Source organism: Aeromonas sp. CA23 (assembly GCF_002587065.1).
Taxonomy (GTDB): Bacteria; Pseudomonadota; Gammaproteobacteria; order Enterobacterales; family Aeromonadaceae; genus Aeromonas; species Aeromonas bestiarum.
Window position 1 is genome coordinate 3,534,096 of the sequence record NZ_CP023818.1, and the last position, 17,554, is coordinate 3,551,649.

Consider the following 17,554-nt stretch of genomic DNA (forward strand, 5'->3'; position numbering starts at 1 on the left):
CTGCGATAAAAAGGGCGACCCAGGGGTCGCCCTTTTTGCATGATGCGTTTAGAAAATCAGGGGGTAGGGAAGGGGGCGCAGGATTGTCTGATCACCAAGTCAGGATCGACCGTGATCAGGTGATTATCCACCGCCACCCCGTTGATCCGCGCCAGCAGCCGGGTGACGGCGAGGCGACCCAGCTCCTCCTTGGGCTGATTGATGGTGGTGAGCGGCGGTGACAGGTATTGCGCCAGCGCCACATTGTCATAGCCGACGATGGAGAGATCCTGCGGTATGTTCAAGCCCGCCTGATGGGCGGCGCTGATGGCCCCCATGGCCATCATGTCGTTGAAGATGAAGAGGGCGCTCGGTCGTTTGGGTTGGACCAGCAGCCGCTGCATGGCACTGAAACCACTGGCGCAGTCAAAGTCGCCCTCCTGGATCCAGGCCGGATTGATGGTCAGCCCCGCTTCCTGCATCGCCTGCTCGAAGCCGGACTGGCGCTGATTGGCGGGGGCACGGCTGTGGGGGCCCGTGATGCAGCCTATGTCGGTATGACCCAGCGTCAGCAGGTGGCGGGTGGCCAGGTAACCGCCGCGATGGGAGTTGTCGGCGATGAGATCCACGTCCTTGCTCTCCATGCCCCAGTCCATCACCACCACTGGCAGGCTCTTGAGCCAGTCGAGCTGGTTGAACACCTCCTGCTGCCCCTCGCTGCACATGATAAGCAGGCCGTCGACCCGCTTGCGCAGCATCATCTTGAGGTAGGAGAGGGCGGTTTCGGCCTGCCCCTCGGTGTTGCCCAGCATCAGGTTGTAGCCCTGCTCGAAGCAGTAGCGCTCCACCCCGCGCACCACCTCGGCGAAGAAGGGGTTGCTGGAGGTGGTGACCAGCATGCCGATGCTGTTGGTCTCCTTCACCTTGAGGCTGCGGGCCACCAGGCTGGGGGCATAGTTGAGATCGCGCATGGCGGCGAAGACCCGCTCCCGGGTCTCCTCGGCCACGAAGCGGGTCTCGTTGATGACGTGGGAAACTGTGGTGGTAGAGACCTGGGCCCGCGCCGCCACCTCCTTGATATTGGCCATCAGTGCCCCTGCGCAGTCTGGGCGAGCAGGAAGGCCTCGACCTCCTGCTTGCTCGGGATCGAGCTCTGGGCGCCGAACTTGGTGACAGAGAGCGCAGCCGCACCGTGGGCAAAGCGCACCGCGGCCTTGAAATCGGCGCCGGCCAGCTCGGCGGCCAGCAGGGCGCCGTTGAAGGTGTCGCCTGCGGCCGTGGTGTCCACCGCCTCGACCCGAAAACCGGGGATCAGTTGTTGCTGCCGGGCGTTGCTGCAATAGACCCCTTGGGAGCCCAGGGTGATCATCACATCGCTGATCCCCATCTGGTGGAAGCGGGCCGCCGCCTGAGCCGCGCTGGCCTCGTCGGTCACCTTGACGCCGGTCAGCAGCTCGGCTTCGGTCTGGTTGGGGGTGATGAGATCCACCAGCGCCAGCAGCTCGCTAGAGAGCGGTTGGGCGGGCGCCGGATTGAGCACCACCCGGGTACCGTGGGCACGAGCCAGTCTGGCGGATTCAAACACGCTCCCCAGCGGCACTTCCAGCTGCAACAGCAGGGTGTGGGCGTCGGCAATCAGGGTTTCATGGCGCTTGACCATGGCAGGGGAGAGGGCGCCATTGGCTTCGGCGGAGATGCCTATGCTGTTCTCCCCCTCGTCGCTCACATAGATGATGGCGATGCCGGTAGGCAGAGTGTCGTCGAGCTCCACCGCGCTCACGTCTATGCCGTCCTGGGCAAAGCCCTGACGCATCTGCTGGCCGATGGCGTCATCGCCGATGCGGGCGATAAAGGCGACGGGAGCGCCGAGGCGCGCGGCGGCGACCGCCTGATTGGCACCTTTGCCACCGGGGACGACTTGATAGCTGTGACCGGTCAGGGTTTCACCGGGGCGAGGAAAGTGGGGAACGCGCAGTACATGGTCTGCATTGACACTGCCCAGAACAACGAGACGATTCATTCTTATCACCCTTGATTTGGAACATCTTGGCTTGAGTGGGCCCAAGCCAAGCTGCACGGTTAATCGAAAACAGGGGAGGCAAAGGGGGAGGCACGCCTCCCCCCATCGGCTTACTTGCTGACCACTTGCAGCGGGACCGGAATGGATTTTTCCACCGGCTGGCCCTTGAGCACCTTGTCGGCGGTTTCCACGCCGATGGCACCGATCAGCGCCGGCTGCTGGGCCACGGTGGCGGCCAGTTTACCCTTGGCCACGGCGGCCTTGCCATCGTCAGTGCCGTCGAAACCGACGATCATCACCTCTTTGCCGGCGGCTTGCACGGCGCGGATGGCACCCAGCGCCATCTCGTCGTTCTGGGCGAACACGGCCTGCACGGTCGGGTGGGCGGCCAGCAGGTTCTCCATGACGTTCAGACCCTTGGTGCGGTCAAAGTCGGCGGGCTGGGAGGCCAGCACTTCCAGCTTGTTGGCGGCCACGGCCAGGGCGAAACCTTCGCCACGGTCGCGGGCGGCCGAGGTACCGGCGATCCCTTCCAGCTGAATGACCTTGGCACCGGCCCCCAGTTTCTGGGTGATGAAGTCACCGGCCAGCTTGCCGCCGGCCACGTTGTCGGAGGCGATGTGGGCCTTGACGTCACCCTGGGCCGCGCCGCGGTCCAGCGTCAGCACAGGGATGTTGGCCTTGTTGGCCAGGCGGATGGCGTTGCCCACGGCCTCGGAATCGGTCGGGTTGATCAGGATGGCATTGACCTTGCGCACGGTGAGATCTTCCATGTTGGAGAGCTCCTTGGCCGGGTCATTCTGGGAGTCCAGCACCACCAGCTCGTAGCCAAGCTCCTTGGCCTTGGCTTCGGCCCCCTCTTTCATGGTGACGAAGAAGGGGTTGTTGAGGGTGGAGACCACCATGGCCAGAGTGTGATCGGCGGCCTGGGCGGTGCCCAGCACGGACATGATGGCGGCAGCGAGCAGGGTATTGAGCTTTTTCATCATTTCATTCCTTGTGTGTGCTTACTTGCTTTTGTTATCGATCATCACGGCGAGCAAGATCACGCTGGCCTTGGCGATCATCTGGTAATAGGACGAGACGTCGAGCAGGTTGAGGGCATTGTTGAGGAAGCCGATGATGAGCGCCCCGATCAGGGTTCCCATGATGCGGCCCTTGCCCCCCATCAGACTGGTACCCCCCAGCACCACGGCGGCGATGGCATCCAGCTCGTACCCCATGCCGGCGGTCGGCTGGGCAGAGGAGAGGCGGGAGGTGACGATGAGCCCGGCCAGTGCCGACAGCATGCCGCACAGACCATACACCGCCAGCTTCACCCTGGCCACATTGATGCCGGAGAGGCGGGTAGCCGACTCGTTGCCGCCGAGGGCGTAGATGTAACGGCCGAGGCGAGTGTGGTTGAGCATGAACCAGGCCAGCAGGAAGACGATGGCCATCAGCCAGATGGGCACAGGCAGGCCGAGCAGGTAGCCGGTCCCCAGCCAGGCGAAGTGATCGGCGCCGTCACTGAAACCGGTGGAGATGGGACGTCCCTCGGTATAGACCATGGTCACGCCGCGCAGGGCCGTCATGGTGACCAGGGTGGCGATGAAGGCCTGTACCTTGCCCTTGGCGATGATGAGACCGCTGACGCCGCCGAGCAGGGCACCGGCTCCCAAGGTGAGGGGCACCACTAGCCAGATGGGCAGCTCCATGGCCACCATGGTTGCCGCCAGGGCGCCGCACAGGGCCAGCACGGAGCCGACCGAGAGATCGATGCCGGCGGTGAGAATGACCAGCGTCATGCCGACCGCCATGATGGCGTTGACCGAGGTCTGGCGCAGTATGTTGAGCAGGTTGTCGGCGGTGAAGAAGTTGGGGCTTAAGGCCGAGACCACGCCGATCAGCACCAGGAGGGCGACCAGGGATTTGTTCTCGATCCACCAGGCCTTGCTCATGATGCCGCGGCGGGGAAGGGTTTGGGTTGTCATTGGGAGGCCTCTTGCTCTGATTGCCACTGTTTACCGACTGCCGCCGCCATCAGTTTCTCCTGATTGGCGTCTGCGGACATGAATTCTGCGCTGATGCGCCCTTCGTGCATCACCATGATGCGATCGCTCATGCCGAGCACTTCCGGCATCTCGGAGGAGACCAGGATGATGCTCATCCCCTCCTTCTTGAACTGGTTGATGAGCTGGTAGATCTCCTTCTTGGCCCCCACGTCGACGCCGCGGGTCGGCTCATCCAGGATCAACACCTTGGGCCGGGTCAACAGTCCCTTGGCGATGGCGACCTTCTGCTGGTTGCCGCCGGAGAGCAGTTTTATCAGCTGATCCTGACTCGGGGTCTTGATGTTGAACAGCCGCACATAGTCGCTCACCGCCTGACGTTCGGCCTTGCCGTCAATCTTGCCGTGGCGGATGAACTCGCCGAGGGCGCACAGACTCATGTTTTCGCGCACCGACAGCTCCAGCACCAGGCCATCGCCCTTGCGATCCTCTGAGATGTAGGCGATGCCGGCTGCCAGCCCATCGGCGGGGCTGCGCGGCACCATGACCTTGCCATCGACTTCGACCGCACCTGCGCTGATGGGGCTGGCGCCGTAGATAAGCTTCATCAGCTCGGTACGGCCGGAACCCATCAGGCCGCTGAAGCCCAGAATTTCCCCCTGACGCAGGGAGAAGCTCACCCCGCGCACGCCGGGGCCGGCCAGATCTTTTACTTGCAGGCTGACGGGGCCGAGCTCTCGTTGCAGACGGGGATACTGCTCTTCCAGCCGCCGACCCACCATCATCTCGATGATCCTGTCTTCATCTAGCTCGCTCACCGCCTTCTCGCCGATCCACTTGCCATCGCGCAGCACGGTAACCCGGTCGCAGATCTGGAAGATCTCCTTGAGACGGTGGGAGATGTAGACGATGCCGCAGCCCTGCTGGCGCAGCTCGCGGATCACCACAAACAGCTGCTCGGTCTCGGTATCGGTCAGCGCATCGGTCGGTTCATCCATGATGATGACGCTGGCATCGAACGACAGCGCCTTGGCGATCTCCACCATCTGCTGTTCGCCAATGGAGAGATCCCCAAGCCTTGTATCCGGCCCGTGCTTGACGCCGAGGCGGGCCAAGAGGCCGCTGGCGCGCTCGCGCAGCTGGCGGTGGTCTATGCTGCCAAAACGGGTACGCGGTTCGCGGCCGAGGAAGATATTGGCGGCAATCGACAACTCAGGCAGCAGGTTCAGCTCCTGGTGGATGATGCTGATCCCCTGATCCTGGGAATCGCGCGGGCCCTTGAAATGGACCGGCTGGCCGCGATAGCTGACGCTGCCCACATCGGCCTGATAGATGCCGGTCAGCACCTTCATCAGGGTGGACTTGCCGGCGCCATTTTCGCCGAGCAGGGCCATCACCTGGCCCGGGTAGACCTTGAGGCCAGCCTCATCGAGGGCGCGTACACCGGGGAAGGTCTTGACGATCCCGGTGAGCTCCAGAATGGGCGAAATGGGCGAGGAGGAGGTTGTGCTCATTTGCAGCTTCCTTGAAGAGGCTTAAAACGCCACACCGGCGCAGAGAATAATGTTGGCGTAGGGGGTGACCTCGCCGCTGCGCACGATCGCCTTGCTCTGGCGGGAGCGGGTCTTGAACGCCTCGTGCAGGCAGTATTCGATGGTGATGGGCTTGCCTTGGGCAGCGGCGTGCGCCTCCAGCTGATCGACCAGCGCCTGATGGGCGGCTGGGCTGATCAGTTTTATCTCGCTCGCCATGATCACCTTCTCCACCACCAGATCGGTGAGCAGGGCGGTCAGCACGGTTGTAAGGCTGGGAGTGCCCGCCATCAGTGCCAGATCGATGCGCTCCGGCCCCGCAGCAATGGGCAGGCCCGCATCGCAGACGGTGATCTCGTCGGTGTGACCCATCCGTGCCACCAGGGCACTCAGGGGAGCATTGAGCAGCTTGCCTCGTTTCATACAGCACCTCGGCAGACTCGCGTCCGCATATCTGATGTTCATCTAGGCAACCGGTTACGCAACCGGTTGCGTCATGCGAGAAAGATAGGCCCTAAGGCCCGCGCGATCCACAGTGAGATGGCAGAAATGTGAAAACGATCTCAATGCGGGGGATGGAGAGAGGGGAAAAGGGTGCCAGACAGAGCACTGGCACCCGCAGATACCGGGTTAGAGGGCGAGGGCTTGCTGCACACCGGAGCGTGCCAGCATCTGTTGATAGTGGGCCGCTACCCTGGGGAACTCGCCGATGGCCACGCCATCGCTCTCGAGCCAGCTCGCCACTACGAACAGATAGATGTCGGCCAGGCTGAAACTCTCTCCCAGCACCCAGGGGCCGACCAGATAGTGGCGTTCAATCTCGGCAAAGCCATCGTGCATGTTTTGCGGCACCTTGGCTTGCATGGCGGCGATGGCCTGTTCGTCATCGGCCCAGCGGCTGCCACGGCGACCGTGGGCGTGGGAGACGTGTACCGTGGAGGCGAGGAAGCTGTTCACTTCTTGCATGCGGGCCAGCAGGAAGGGATCGTCCAGCGGTGCAAGCCGGGCGTTAGGGAAGCGCTGCGCCACATAGAGCAGCAAGGCCGGGGTTTCGGTCAGCACGCCGCGCTCGGTGACGAGAGCCGGCACCCGGCCTTTGGGATTGATGGCGAGGTAGGCGGCGGAGCGCTGCTCCCCGGCCGCCAGGTCGAGCACCTTGATGTTATGGTGGGCCTTGGCCTCGGTCAGGGCTATGTGCACAGCCATGGCACAGGTGCCAGGGGCGAGATACAGGGTCAAATCAGACATGCAATTCTCCTTGTGAAGCGGTCGCCACCGGGCAGTCCGGATGGGCGAGTAGAAGCGGTGACGGCTTCTGGCATCCTACGCCCATCGCCGCGGCGGGCCAAGGCAGGGCGATCAGCCCCACAGGGACGCCCGATGGCGGATGCGGATGGGGGGCAAGGTCCTGGCGTGGATAATCTGTTCCGGTCGGAAGCGGCGCTGACTGCGATGGCGGGCCCTTATGAAATCAAAGACTTTTTGGTCAGCAGATAAGGGGAAAAACGGCTACGCATGCCGGGTCAAATCGCTATAATGTGCTCCCTGAATAGTGGTTTTTCTGATGTTGGATAGTCAATTGAGTAATAAAATGCGGATCGGTGGTTCCCTCGAACAATCCCTGAGTCAGGGATATCGTCTCGACCTCAAGGGGGTATTGCAGGAGAGTTGGCAACAGACGCGGCGCACCGGTTTCGGCCTGTTGCTGGCCATCGTCGGTGTCACGGCCATCTGGATATTGCTGAGCAATACCCTGCTGGCCCCCTACCTCAATCAGGAGGGGGGAATGGACATAGCCCTGGTACTGAGCCTGCTTATCACCATCATGATGTCACCCATGACCTCGTCCCTCGACATGCTGGGATTGCAGCAGTCGGTCGGTGTGCGTGCCCGCCCGAGCCAGGTATTCGATTTCTTTCGCCACTTCCTGCGTCTGGGCAGCCTGAGTCTGCTGGGCAGCATGCTCACCAGTCTGTTCGGCCCCCTGTTTGAACTGGTGGGACTGCCGGTGGTGCTGGCCTTCATCCCGTCTGCATTGATCGGCATGGGACTGGTGTTCTCGGTGCCGCTGGTACTGGAGCGCGGATTGTCGCCGGTGCAAGCCATTCTGGTATCGCTCAAGCTGTTTGCCCGCGGCTGGCCCAGCATAGTGCTGCTGCATGGCGTCATGCTAGCGCTGTTTTTCCTGGCGCTGATCCCCATGGGATTGGGCCTTGTCTGGGTGGCCCCCCTCTACTTCAACTGCAAGGGGATCCTCTATCGGGATCTGTGCGGGGTCGCGGTCGAAGTGACGGAAGTGAGCGAAGGCCCAAATCATTTCAACGCATAACAAGCCTGCAGCCAGACGCCTGGCGCAGGCGCATTTCAGCGCATAGCTAGCGTGATGTCAGGTGATGGCACAGGCACATTTCACCGCATAGCGAGTCTGAGGCCAGACGATGGCGCAGGCATATTTCAGCGCATGACGAGTGCGCGATGCAAAAGGACGGCATATGAAGAGGACTCGACATGGCGTGGCGGCAGGCTTGCTGCTGTTGCCTACCCTGGGCTTGGCACAGCCTTCACTGGATCTGCAGTACAGTACCTTCTACAGCCAGATGAAGACCTTCGCCAAGGGGGAGTTCGGTCACGCCAGGCTGGGGTTTTACCTGACTGATCAGCAAAATGGCCAGCGCTGCCTGCTCACCTCGGCCCGGGTCTCGACCCTGGATCGGGACGTGACCGCCGAGGTGACGGTGGACAGCGAGCTGCGGCTGCCCTATGACGATGATCTCAATCTGGACAAGGCGACCGTGGTGGTGGGCTTGACCGAAGCGCACACGGCCTGCGATTTGTCGGTGCAGGTGATGGCCGATGTGCAGCCTGTGTCAGGCAGCCAGTGGGATCTCAGGGTGGCCGAGGTGGCCGGGCGTCAGCAGGATATGCAGGCCCTGCTGAGCAAGCTGGCCGGCATGGTCGGCAAGTATTTCCTGCCCGAGATGGCGGGCGTGCGGGTGACCCTGGTACAACCGACGGGCACCGCCTATCTGGTCGATGGTGCCCGCCAGCAACCGCTCTCCTGGCAGGGAGGGCAACTGCTGCTGAGCAACGCCCAGCTGGCGGATTTCGCCGCGGGCAAACTGCAACTGCAGGGGGAGATACTGCGACTGACCCCCTGGCTGCACAAGGAGTGAGCCAGCTGCTTGCCAGTGAGATAAAAAAGGAGCGCCTAGCGCTCCTTTTTTATTGCTGTGGACTTGTGTCTATCGTGCTTAGCGCACTTCAATCACATCCAGCATGTCCATCTCGTCGATGTCCAGCAGCGGCGCCTTGGGCAGTTCAGGCGGATCAAATGCCTTGTCACCGCCATCTATGATGCCGGAGTCGCGGTTGATGCTCTTGAAGTCAAACAGCTTGTGATCGAGCAGGTGGCTCGGGATCACGTCCTGAATGGCGCTGAACATGGTCTCGATACGACCCGGGAAGCGGCGATCCCAATCCTGCATCATCTGCTTGATGGCCTGACGCTGCAGGTTCTCCTGCGAACCGCACAGGTTGCACGGGATGATGGGGAAGGCCTTGACCTCGGCATAGCGCACCAGGTCTTTCTCCTTGCAGTAGGCCAGCGGGCGGATCACCACGTTCTTGCCATCGTCGCTCACCAGCTTGGGCGGCATGGATTTGAGCTTGCCACCGTAGAACATGTTGAGGAACAGGGTCTCGAGAATGTCGTCCCTGTGATGGCCGAGGGCAATCTTGGTGCAGCCCAGCTCCTGGGCGGTGCGATAGAGAATGCCACGGCGCAGACGGGAGCAGAGGGCGCAGGTGGTCTTGCCTTCCGGCACCTTGTCCTTGACGATGGAGTAGGTGTCTTCCTCGACGATCTTGAAGTCGACGCCCAGGGTGGCCAGGTATTCCGGCAGCACGTGCTCGGGGAAACCGGGTTGCTTCTGATCCAGGTTGACGGCCACCAGATCGAAATGGATGGGGGCGCTTGCCTTGAGGCTCATCAGGATGTCGAGCATGGCGAAGCTGTCCTTGCCACCGGACAGGCACACCATGATCTTGTCGCCCTCTTCAATCATGTTGAAGTCGGCGATGGCCTGACCTACGTTGCGCCGCAGGCGCTTCTGCAGTTTGTTGAAACTGTATTTATCTTTGGCGTTCAGCTCTTCTAGCATGCTCGTAAAACCCGGGACACAAATAAGCGCGTTATTATAGCCATGTCCCGGGGGAGGGCAAGATGCCAGGGTGAAAGGCGTCTTATGATTGACTGCGCCGGCTGTCTACCGGGCAGCTGTAATCGGCGGGTTTGAGGATCAGCATGTCGCAGGCGAGTCTGTCCACCACGTGTTCGGCGGTATTGCCGAGCAGGGCGGCGGAGAGGCCGGTGCGACCGACGCAGCCCATGATCATCAGGGTGGCTTGCAGATCTTCGGCCAGATCGGGCAACACCTCTTCCGGCAGGCCTTCCGCCACCCGGGTCCACAGATGACTGATGCCAAATTTGTCGGCATGGCTCAGCAGCAGGCCCTCATGGTGTTTGCGAATGGCATCGTTGTAGGCGTTGGGATCAAACTCCGGCAGCTCGATGGCCACGTTGACCGGGGTGCCGGGATAGGTGTTGACCAGGTAGAGGTTGGAACCGAGCAGCTCGGCGATGGCAATCCCTTCCTCCGTGATCCGCTCGTTCAGCAGCTTCTGATCCTGATCGTCGCTGGAACAATTGATGGCGGCTATGATGTTGCCGCCCCGTTGCCAATGACCCTCCTTGACCAGCAGGACGGGGCAGGGACACTTGCGCAGCAGGTGCCAGTCGGTCGGGGTAAAGATGAAGGTTTGCAGAAACGAGTGATGGTGAGTCGCCTTGACCACCAGATCGTGGCGGTTTTCCAGCACTTCCTGAATGACGCATTCGAAGGGCCTATTGTGCCAGACCACCTTGATCTCGCAGTCCAGCCCCTTGGCTCGGTAGGGTTTCAGAATATCGTCGAGCCATTCACGGCGCTGGGCGATAACGCCATGGCGCATCTCTTCCCGTTCGTCCACCGACAGCATGGCGGTCATCTCGTACGAGAAGTCGTAAATGGTGAGCAACAGGGTCAGTTGAGCGCCTTCATCCAGCTCAGCCACCTTGACCGCACGTTCGAGGGCAATTTGCCGCTCTTCTTCCGGGTTGATAACGACCAGGATCTTTCGGTACTTGACCATGTTCTCCTCCTCCTTGGCAAAAATACCAATGATGGCAGACCTTTAGCCATTACAGCTTAGCTCAGGAGGAGGTGGGGAGACGTGTGCCGGATCAAATTTCAGTGTAAACCGATCCGGCAACAGAGGAGGATTAACCGCAGGGAGGACGGGTCGCGCCAGCCATGACGCCGAGGGCCACATGATCCAGCACTGTGATGTACTTGCCCTTGACGCTGATGAGCTCGGACTTCTGGAAGCGGCCAAGCAGGCGGCTGATGGTCTCGACGGTGAGGCCGAGGTAGTTGCCGATGTCACCGCGGGTCATGGAGAGGCGGAACTCCTTGGCGGAGAAGCCGCGCTCGGAGAAACGCACCGACAGATTGTGCAGGAAGGCGGCGAGGCGCTCTTCGGCATTCTTCTTGGAGAGCAGCAGTATCATTTCCTGATCGCCCATGATTTCGTTGCTCATCAGTCGCATGATCTGCTGGCGCAGCTTGGGCATCTTGCCGGAGAGATCGTCGAGCACGTCGAACGGGATCTCGCACACCATGGCCGTTTCCAACGCCTGGGCGAAGGAGGGGTGTGCTTGTTTGTGAATGGCATCGAAACCAACCAGATCACCGGCGAGGTGGAAGGCAGTGATCTGCTCATCCCCTTGTTCCGTGATGGTGTATGACTTGATGGTCCCGGAACGGATCGCGTAGAGCGATTTCAGCTCATCGCCGGCTTTGAACAGCTCCTCACCCTTCTGGATCGGCTTCTTTCGCTCGATGATGCTGTCGAGCTGATCGAGTTCGCTGTCGTTCAGGGTGAAGGGAATGCAGAGCTGGCTGATGCTGCAATCCTGGCAATGAATTGCACAGCCACCGCTCTGAATACGTCTGCCAGGTTTCTTTTCCGGGATCATAGGCTCATACGAATAATTGATTTATATCAAACAAGTTTACCATCAACTCATCCGTTTTGGATAGGGTTTCAAAAGGACGCTATCCCGATCCAGAGAGTATGAAGCCCATACGCGATGAGCAAAACAGCCCCGCCCTGGCGCAAACTGCGCAGGGTCAGCCAGTAACGCAGGCGGTCTGCCAGTCCTCCCAGTGCAAACAGTGTCGGCAGGGTCCCTATGCCGAAACTGAGCATGATGAGCGCACCGCCACCGGCGGAACCTGCCGCCGCACTCCAGGTCAGCATGGAGTAAACCAGACCGCAGGGCAGCCAGCCCCACACCATGCCAAAGGGGAGGGCCTGCCAGGCCGAGGTGAAGGGGAGAAACTTGCCCGCCAGCGGCTTGATGCGGGGCCAGAGTCGGGCGCCGATGCGCTCGAGCAGCAATATGCCCTGCCACCAGCCGGCGAGGTAGAGACCGAGCGCTATCATCAAGAGCGCCGCCACCAACCGCAAGCCGGCGATGGCGTGCTTGCCTGCGCCCAGCTCGCTGGTGGTGGCCAGCAGGCCCCCCACCAGAGCACCGGCTACCACGTAGCTGAGGATCCGGCCCAGGTTGTAGTTGAGCAGATAACCGAGCCGGCCCCAGAAGTGCTGCTTCTCGGGGGGAATGGCCATGGAGAGGGCGGCCGAGACGCCGCCACACATGCCGATGCAGTGGCCTGAGCCCGCGAGCCCCACCAGCAGGGCACCGACCAGATCAAGGCTGGCGGTCATCGGAGGTATGCTCGCTGGGTTTCTGGGCGGGTTTGTCTTCATCGAACAGGATATTGGAGCCCTGGCGGTCGAGATCTTCAAACTGCTCGGAGCGAATGGCCCAGAAGAAGACGGCGCCGGCGATGATGACAAACAGGATGGCGATGGGGATCAGGACGAAGATGATGTTCATGGTGCAAGCCTTGCAATGAGAGTGGTCATGGTACACCCGTTGGTGGTCAGGAGCCCGGCGATTCTGTGGGGCGGGGAGCCCGGCAAACGTGTGCTCCCTTTATCGTGCGCGTATATGCGGCCATGGCTCAGCGATTCAGTCGCATGGAGTTGGTGACGACTATGAGGGAACTCAGAGACATGCCCGCCGCCGCCACATAGGGTGGCAACCAGCCACTGGCCGCCAGCGGCAGCACCAGCAGGTTGTAGCCGATGGACCAGGCGAAGTTCTCCTGGATGATCTTGCGGGTACGAATGGCCAGGGTGCGCGCCTCCAGCAGACGGGAGAGATCGTCGGCCAGCAATATGGCATCGGCGCTGTTTTTGGCCAGATCCGTGCCGCCCGCCATGGCGAAGGAGGCGTGGGCACCGGCCAGCACGGGGGCATCGTTGATGCCATCCCCCACCATGATGCTGATATCGCCGCGGGCCTCATGCTCCTTGAGATAGGCCAGCTTGCCATCCGGCGTGACCCCTTTCACCAGTTCGTCCACTCCGAGTTCGCGAGCCACCTCGTCGGCCTGGGCCGAGCTGTCACCCGTGAGTATGGTGGTCTTGAGACCGGCGGCCTTGAAGGCCTGGATCAGCGCCTTGGCATCCGGGCGCAAGGTATCTGCCAGGATGAAGCGGGCCAGCAGCCTGGACTCATCGGCCAGATAGACGGCAAGGCCCTGGCTGGCAGTCTGTCCGACGGGCAGTGCCAGCCAGCGGGCGCTGCCGATGCGGTAATGCCGGCCTGCGATCGTGCCCTGAATGCCGTGACCTATGACGGGGGTCACCTCGCTTGCCGACAGCAACAGGGCATCGTCTGCCGCCTTGCTGCGAAAGGCACGGGCGATGGGATGTTCCGAGTAGGCTTCCAGTGCGCGGGCGATGGCGAGGCACTGGGCCTCGCTCAGCTCGGCCAGCGCCGTGGTGCTGATCAGGCTGATGTTGCCCGTGGTCAGGGTGCCTGTCTTGTCCATCACGATCCGGTTGGCCTTGGTCAGCACGTCCAGCACATGGCCACGGCGCAGCAGAATGCCGGATCGGGTCAGGCGGGCGGTGGCCGAGGTGAGCGCGGTCGGCGTGGCCAGCGACAGGGCGCAGGGGCAGGTGGCGACCAGTACGGCCAGGGTGACCCAGAAGGCCTGCTCCGGCTGATGGAAGTGCCAGAAGGTCCACACAGCCGCGGCAATGATCAGCAGTACCAGGATGAAGTGGCGGGATAGCACGTCCGCCATCTGGGCGATGGCCGGCTTGTCGTCCAGCGCGTGATCCTGCAGCCGCATGATCTGGGCGATGCGCGACTCCTCGATGCGGTGGCTGACCCGGATCTGGAGCGGTGCGTCCGTGTTGATGGTGCCGGCATAGACGCTGTCGCCCAGCTGCTTGAGCAGCGGCAACTGCTCGCCGGTCAGCATGGATTCGTTGAGGCTGGCCTGCCCCTCGACGATGAGGCCATCGGCCGGCAAGGTGGCGCCGGCCAGTACCCGTATTCTGTCTCCCACCTGCAGCATCTTGGCTGCTACCTCGTGTTCGCCATCTTCATCGATGCGCGTGGCCATGATGGGCACCAGCCGTGCCAGGTTGGAGCTGGACTCTGACGCCTTGCGTCTGGCCCGCAACTCCAGAAAACGCCCCAGCAGCAGGAAGAAGACGAACATGGTGATGGAGTCGTAATAGACCTCACCGGTATTGAAGACGGTGGCCCACATGGAGGCGACGAAGGCGCCGATCAGTGCCAGCGATACCGACACGTCCATGGAGAGGTGGCCCTGTTTCAGGCTGCGCCAGGCGCCCACGTAAAACGGCTGGGCCGAGTAGATCATGATGGGGGTCGAGAGCAAGAGGCTGATCCACTTGAAGTAGACCATGAACTCATCCTCGACGCTGATGAAGAGATCCATGTAGAGCGCCACGGCGCACATCATCACCTGCATTGACCCCAGGCCCGCCAGTGCCAGCCGGAACATGTAGCTGCGCACTTCTTTGGCGTAGATAGCTTCCTGGTTGTGGGTCTGGAACGGGTAGGCACGATAGCCTATCTTGGCGAACCCCTTGAGGATGTCGCTCAAGGCAAGCCGGTCCGGATCCCACTTGATGCGGGCGCGGTGAGTGGTGGTATTGACGTTGATGTAGTGCAGGCCGGCAAGGCCGGTCAGATGACGCTCGATGAGCCAGGCGCAGGCGGCGCAGGTCAGCCCTTCCACGCTGAGCAGGATCTCGCGCTGCCTGTGGCTGCCCGTGCCGCTGTCGGTGACAAAATCCTGCTGCACCTCGGCCAGATCGTAGTGGGTGAGGGCGGCCAGCTCTTCCGGGACCAGTTCCCCCTTGATGCCGGGCGCTGTGCGGTGCTCGTAATAACTGGAGAGGCCGCACTCCATGATGGTTTCTGCCACGGCCTGACAGCCGGGGCAGCACATGGGTTGCACTATGCCCTTGATCTCGAGCGCATAACGACTGCCGGCGGGAACCTGCTCACCACAATGGAAACAAGCCTTCATGGCGTCTTGCCCCGGGAGGTAAAGTAAACGAGCGGGGCATGGGGCGTGCTGGCGGGAACCGGCTCGCCAGGGTGAAAACCGCCTGTCATGGCTTAACGTCCTTTGGGATCGAGTTCGACGGGCGCCTTGGTCGGGAGCTGGACTGTCTCTTGCAGACGCCATTCGTGATTGAAGGCATCGACCCGGATATGCCATTTCCCGTTCAATGGTTTGTCGAGCAGCAGACGATAGACGCCGCTGGCGTCGGCCGTCACCATGTGTTCGCTGTCCATGCCGGCCAGGGTCGGGTGGAACAGGGAGAGGTAGAGGGCCTGACCGGGGGGGATATCTCCCGACAGAGGCTTGAGGGTCAGCTCCTGGCCATTCACTTCCAGCGCTATGCGAATGTTGAGGGCTTCGGATCGATCGAACTTGCTCAAGTCCTGATTGATCTCTTTGCCTTGTTTGTAATAGTCCTCGGCGACCAGATTGACGCCATCCTTGCTGGCGATGATGGCCGTGCCGATGCTGGCGATCACGGCGGCGGCCGGGAGGGCGATGATGAACCAGGGCCAAAATTGGCGATACCAGGGTTGGGACATAATGAGTGCTACCGAAACGTATGATTAACAGAATGGAGGCTTTTCAGCCAACACAAGATAACAAAAAGCCTCGAAGAGTCGAGGCTTTTTGCTGAGTAATCACGTGCTTATCACATGTTACTGCTTATTTTACTTGTTGTTGTGGGACAAACTATAAACGTAGGAGGCGAGCAGATGAACCTTGTCTTCACCCAGAATATCCTTCCAGGCCGGCATGACGCCGTGACGACCGTGGGTGATGGTCTGCTCGACCACCTGACGGGAACCGCCATACAGCCAGGTGTTGTTGGTCAGGTCAGGTGCTCCGAAGGCGATACCGCCCTTGGCATCCGGGCCATGACAGGCGGCGCAGATGGTGAAGCGCGCTTCGCCCTTCTTGGCCTCGACCAGATCGACCTTGCGACCGGACAGGCTCAGCACGTAGGAGGCGACTTCTTTCACCCCATCCTGACCCAGGATCTCGCCCCAGGCCGCCATCACGCCCTGACGACCGCCCATGATGGTGGTCTTGATCTGATCAGGCTGACCGCCCCATTGCCATTCGCTGTCGGTCAGGTTCGGGAAACCGCGACCGCCGCGGGCATCGGAACCGTGACATTGGGAACAGTTCTGCAGGAACAGACGCTGACCCACCTTGCGTGCTTCCGGATCGGCGGCGATCTCTTCGATGGCGCGATAGGTCTTGCCATCGGCCTGATAGGCCAGCTCGCGGAACTTGGCGCCGTAGATCTCGTCAGCCTTGACCAGTTCGCGGTCGTACTCCACCGCCCGGCCTTCGGCCTTGGCGGAGGCCACCGCCGCCTTGGACTCGGCCAGCGAGCGGACGTCCTGGTTGGAGCTCTGCCAGCCCAGCAGACCCTTCCAGTTGCCCAAGCCCGGGAAGGCCAGCAGGTAGACCAGACCGGTGACGATGAAGAAGAGGAACATGTAGGTCCACCACTTCGGCAGCGGGTTGTTGATCTCTTCGATACCGTCGAAGGCGTGCCCCATGGACTTGCCCTCTTCCACGCCCATCTTGTCGCGCAGGCACCACACCAGCAGCAAGAAGCAGCCGAGTATGGTTCCCAGGCTGATGACGGTCACAAAAATGCTAAACAAAGTGCTCATTATTGTTTCGCTCCTGCGTTCTTGTTATCAGCACCGGGTTGCTCGTCGTCGGCAAAAACCAGGTTGGCAGCCTCGTCGAAAGAGGCCTTGCGGCGCTTGCTGTATGCCCAGACGATGATGCCGATCATGATGGCCATCAACAGCAGGGTATAAAGGCCGCGAAATGTGCCGTAATCCATATCCTGACTCCTTTATTTCAGGGCATGACCCAGTGATTGCAGATAGGCTACCAGCGCATCCAGTTCGGTTTTGCCCTTGACGGCTTCACCTGCACCCTGGATGTCAGCGTCGCTGTAAGGCACGCCGAAGTGATCCCGGAACAGCGCCAGTTTCTTGCCGGTCAGTTCACCGGTCAGGACATTGGTGTCGAGCCAGGGGAAGGCCGGCATGTTGGACTCTGGCACCACATCGCGCGGATTGATCAGGTGAGCACGGTGCCAGTCGTCTGAATAGCGACCGCCCACACGGGCCAGATCCGGACCGGTACGCTTGGAGCCCCACAGGAAGGGGTGCTCCCACACGCTCTCACCGGCGACCGAGTAGTGGCCATAGCGCTCGGTTTCGGCGCGGAACGGACGGATCATCTGGCTGTGACAAACGGTGCAGCCTTCGCGGATGAAGATGTCGCGGCCTTCCATCTGCAGGGCGGTATAGGGCTTGAGGCCCTCGACCGGCTCAGTAGTTTGCTTTTGGAAGAACAGCGGGGTGATTTCGACCAGGCCCCCCAGGCTGATGGCAAATATGATGCCGACCACCAGCATGGGTACGCTCTTTTCAAAGATCTCGTGACGGTTATTGTTGCTCATGCTTTGACCTC

At 61.3% G+C, this 17,554-nt stretch carries 19 protein-coding genes; 2 read left to right on the plus strand and 17 right to left on the minus strand.

All coding sequences use genetic code 11. The features are described from left to right. Positions 1 to 56 precede the first annotated feature (56 nt). The 7 genes from CK910_RS16475 to CK910_RS16505 all read right to left on the minus strand — a co-directional run bounded on the left by CK910_RS16475 (position 57) and on the right by CK910_RS16505 (position 6,770). Complete coding sequence (locus CK910_RS16475; protein WP_098984020.1) at positions 57 to 1,067, minus strand: substrate-binding domain-containing protein; 1,011 nt, start codon at positions 1,065 to 1,067, stop codon at positions 57 to 59. After that, on the minus strand, positions 1,067 to 1,999 hold the full coding sequence (gene rbsK, locus CK910_RS16480; protein WP_098984021.1) for a ribokinase: 933 nt from the start codon (positions 1,997 to 1,999) through the stop codon (positions 1,067 to 1,069). Before rbsK ends, CK910_RS16475 begins: the two co-directional genes overlap by 1 nt. A 110-nt stretch (positions 2,000 to 2,109) precedes the next feature. Next, entirely contained in the window at positions 2,110 to 2,985 is an 876-nt protein-coding gene (gene rbsB, locus CK910_RS16485) for a ribose ABC transporter substrate-binding protein RbsB (RefSeq protein ID WP_043555794.1), read from the minus strand. Between the two features lie 21 nt (positions 2,986 to 3,006). Next, positions 3,007 to 3,972 carry a ribose ABC transporter permease gene (rbsC, locus tag CK910_RS16490; protein ID WP_043555793.1) on the minus strand — a complete coding sequence of 322 codons (966 nt, stop codon included), beginning with the start codon at positions 3,970 to 3,972 and terminating at the stop codon, positions 3,007 to 3,009. After that, a complete protein-coding gene (gene rbsA / locus CK910_RS16495; RefSeq protein ID WP_098984022.1) occupies positions 3,969 to 5,504 on the minus strand; it encodes a ribose ABC transporter ATP-binding protein RbsA in 1,536 nt (511 codons plus the stop codon). The genes rbsC and rbsA overlap by 4 nt, the downstream gene beginning before the upstream one ends. Before the next feature lie 21 nt (positions 5,505 to 5,525). Then, positions 5,526 to 5,945 (minus strand): D-ribose pyranase, encoded by a 420-nt coding sequence (gene rbsD, locus CK910_RS16500; RefSeq protein ID WP_098984023.1) that lies wholly within the window; start codon positions 5,943 to 5,945, stop codon positions 5,526 to 5,528. Between the two features lie 207 nt (positions 5,946 to 6,152). After that, positions 6,153 to 6,770, minus strand: coding sequence for a glutathione S-transferase family protein (locus CK910_RS16505; protein WP_098984024.1), 618 nt, complete (start codon positions 6,768 to 6,770; stop codon positions 6,153 to 6,155). 343 nt (positions 6,771 to 7,113) lie between these two features. Between CK910_RS16505 and CK910_RS16510 the strand changes: the two genes are divergently transcribed. Both CK910_RS16510 and CK910_RS16515 read left to right on the plus strand, forming a co-directional pair. Further along, positions 7,114 to 7,851 carry a hypothetical protein gene (locus tag CK910_RS16510; RefSeq protein ID WP_052159041.1) on the plus strand — a complete coding sequence of 246 codons (738 nt, stop codon included), beginning with the start codon at positions 7,114 to 7,116 and terminating at the stop codon, positions 7,849 to 7,851. A gap of 163 nt (positions 7,852 to 8,014) precedes the next feature. Further along, the gene (locus CK910_RS16515) at positions 8,015 to 8,695 is read left to right on the plus strand and encodes a DUF2987 domain-containing protein (RefSeq protein WP_098984025.1); all 681 of its coding nucleotides are present in this window, start codon (positions 8,015 to 8,017) and stop codon (positions 8,693 to 8,695) included. A gap of 78 nt (positions 8,696 to 8,773) precedes the next feature. Here CK910_RS16515 and ttcA read toward each other — a convergent pair whose 3' ends face one another. From ttcA to ccoO, 10 genes are all read right to left on the minus strand, one after another. Further along, positions 8,774 to 9,682, minus strand: coding sequence for a tRNA 2-thiocytidine(32) synthetase TtcA (gene ttcA, locus CK910_RS16520; RefSeq protein WP_098984026.1), 909 nt, complete (start codon positions 9,680 to 9,682; stop codon positions 8,774 to 8,776). Positions 9,683 to 9,764: 82 nt separating this feature from the next. Further along, complete coding sequence (uspE, locus tag CK910_RS16525) at positions 9,765 to 10,712, minus strand: universal stress protein UspE (protein ID WP_043135363.1); 948 nt, start codon at positions 10,710 to 10,712, stop codon at positions 9,765 to 9,767. Positions 10,713 to 10,842: 130 nt separating this feature from the next. Then, complete coding sequence (locus CK910_RS16530) at positions 10,843 to 11,598, minus strand: FNR family transcription factor (RefSeq protein WP_042866440.1); 756 nt, start codon at positions 11,596 to 11,598, stop codon at positions 10,843 to 10,845. Positions 11,599 to 11,666: 68 nt separating this feature from the next. Beyond that, positions 11,667 to 12,353, minus strand: a complete 687-nt coding sequence (locus tag CK910_RS16535) for a sulfite exporter TauE/SafE family protein (RefSeq protein ID WP_043555785.1) — start codon at positions 12,351 to 12,353, stop codon at positions 11,667 to 11,669. Further along, complete coding sequence (gene ccoS / locus CK910_RS16540; RefSeq protein WP_043135361.1) at positions 12,337 to 12,525, minus strand: cbb3-type cytochrome oxidase assembly protein CcoS; 189 nt, start codon at positions 12,523 to 12,525, stop codon at positions 12,337 to 12,339. Before ccoS ends, CK910_RS16535 begins: the two co-directional genes overlap by 17 nt. Before the next feature lie 127 nt (positions 12,526 to 12,652). Further along, positions 12,653 to 15,049: a heavy metal translocating P-type ATPase gene (locus tag CK910_RS16545; RefSeq protein WP_098984027.1), complete on the minus strand. Its 2,397-nt coding sequence runs from the start codon at positions 15,047 to 15,049 to the stop codon at positions 12,653 to 12,655. Positions 15,050 to 15,141: 92 nt separating this feature from the next. Beyond that, positions 15,142 to 15,630 (minus strand): FixH family protein, encoded by a 489-nt coding sequence (locus CK910_RS16550; RefSeq protein ID WP_098984028.1) that lies wholly within the window; start codon positions 15,628 to 15,630, stop codon positions 15,142 to 15,144. 129 nt (positions 15,631 to 15,759) lie between these two features. Beyond that, positions 15,760 to 16,737: a cytochrome-c oxidase, cbb3-type subunit III gene (ccoP, locus tag CK910_RS16555; protein ID WP_043135358.1), complete on the minus strand. Its 978-nt coding sequence runs from the start codon at positions 16,735 to 16,737 to the stop codon at positions 15,760 to 15,762. Further along, positions 16,737 to 16,916 (minus strand): CcoQ/FixQ family Cbb3-type cytochrome c oxidase assembly chaperone, encoded by a 180-nt coding sequence (locus CK910_RS16560; RefSeq protein WP_005315611.1) that lies wholly within the window; start codon positions 16,914 to 16,916, stop codon positions 16,737 to 16,739. The genes ccoP and CK910_RS16560 overlap by 1 nt, the downstream gene beginning before the upstream one ends. Positions 16,917 to 16,928: 12 nt before the next feature. Next, on the minus strand, positions 16,929 to 17,543 hold the full coding sequence (gene ccoO, locus CK910_RS16565; protein ID WP_042866433.1) for a cytochrome-c oxidase, cbb3-type subunit II: 615 nt from the start codon (positions 17,541 to 17,543) through the stop codon (positions 16,929 to 16,931). Positions 17,544 to 17,554 lie beyond the last annotated feature (11 nt).